This window comes from Thiohalocapsa sp. (assembly GCF_019695415.1).
Classification (GTDB): Bacteria; Pseudomonadota; Gammaproteobacteria; order Chromatiales; family Chromatiaceae; genus Thiohalocapsa.
This window is the reverse complement of record NZ_JAIFKJ010000354.1, coordinates 1-1,704: the sequence shown is the minus strand read 5'-3', so window position 1 is coordinate 1,704 and position 1,704 is coordinate 1. Positions and strand designations below refer to the sequence as shown.

Annotated in this window: 1 protein-coding gene; it reads right to left on the bottom strand. The window is 68.3% G+C overall.

The annotated features are described in order from the left end of the window. Window positions 1-12 precede the first annotated feature (12 nt). On the bottom strand, window positions 13-1,230 hold the full coding sequence (locus tag I6U14_RS10140; RefSeq protein ID WP_296898997.1) for an iron ABC transporter permease: 1,218 nt from the start codon (window positions 1,228-1,230) through the stop codon (window positions 13-15). Window positions 1,231-1,704: the final 474 nt, after the last annotated feature.

Genomic DNA, 1,704 nt, shown 5'->3' with positions numbered 1-1,704 from the left:
CGGGCCGCGGCGTCAGCGTGAGGTGTGTCGGGAGTGTCGTTCGGTGGCATTGTCGGGCGTCGCCACGTGGAGAAGTATGCCTACGGCGATCACCGAGCCGGGTATGGCATAGCCAAGGGACGCGACCCGATTGGCGCTCGCAGCTAGAGGCGAGCGCTCGATGCGCGCCACATAGGCCAGGAACAGCGCCAGCACCACCGCCAGTACCGCCGTGATGCCGGCGAGTGTCGCACTGTTGGCGGTGAGCTCGAGATATCGCGCCGTGAGCGGATCGTGGCCGCCGATGGCGGCCATCCAGAGCAGCATCCCCACCGGCGCGACGAAGCCGATCACCAGCGGCCCTGCGCAGAAAGCCGTCGCCAGCCACGCACGCCAGCCGTGCAGCTGGTAGGGGTCGATCTCCTGCCAGCGCCGGGAGGTCTCGTGGAAGCGCGCACGCCAGCGGCTCCACTGCTCCAGCACCAGCAGCGCGAAGACGAAAGCCAGCAGCACGCTCGCCAGCTGCGCAGCGGCGACGCGGTCCCCCATGGAATACCAGGTGCGATAGATGCCCGTGGTGAAAGTAGGTACGCCGAAATGCGCGACGGTGCCGAAGTCCGCGAGCGTCTCCATCAGCGCCAGCGCCATGCCGGTGACGATGGCAGGGCGCGCCAGCGGCAAGGCGATGCTCGTAAAGGCGCTCCAGGGGCTGCGACCCAAGGTGCGGCCTACCTCCAGCGCACAGATGGACTGCTGCAGGAAGGCCGTGCGCGCCAGCAGATAGACGTAGGGATAGAGCACGGCGCTGAAGACGAGAATCGCGCCGCCGGTGGAGCGGATGTTCGGGAACCAATAATCACGCGGCCCGAGCCCCGTCAGGTCACGCAACAGCGTCTGCACCGGCCCAGCATGTTGCAGGAGGTCGGTGTAGGCATAGGCGACGACATAAGCAGGGATGGCCAGCGGCAGCACCAGCATCCACTCGAACAGCCGCCGCCCCGGGAAGCGGCACATCACCACCAGCCAGGCGGTGCCGGTGCCACCGATGACCACACCGGCTCCGACACCGAACATTAACGCCAAGCTGTTCAGCACATAGTCCGGCAGTACAGTGGACACCAGGTGCGGCCAATTGCCCTGCCCCTCTCGGAAAACGTTAAGCACTACGCCGAGCAGCGGCACGGAGAAGAGCGCCGCGACGCCCGCCGAGACATACGCAAGCGGGAAGCGCCGGCGGGACCGGGGCTCCACCCGCGATCGGGGCTGAGGGGCGGGCTGAGGCTGAGGCCGGGGCTGAGGCCCGCCGTCGGAGGAGACCATGTCTGCGTTCATGCGGGCATTTTGCCAGCTTCGGGCGCGGACGGGACCTGCTGCGCCGTCGGGTTATGCCGCGCCGGGCCTGGTCGCTGTAGCGATCACAGCCTTGTGCAGCCCGCGTGATCAGGGCTTCCAACGCTGATCCTGTCAGGCCAGGATCGCCTGACTGCGAGGCCGGCCGCGGAAGTAGGAGTCATGATCAAGGCCGCCCCGCCGCGGACCGCGCCGGGGGCCTACGCGAGACGAGGGGCCTGGGGGCGGCTCAACGAAACGGAATGAACTGGGCCATCGCGCGGAAGGGCAAGCTCACGGCGCCCGGGCCAGTGGTCATGTTCCCGCCGCCCTGGCCCCTCAGCAGCACGGGTTGACGCCCAGGTCCTGGATGACGCGCGCCGGAAGGCAGCCACA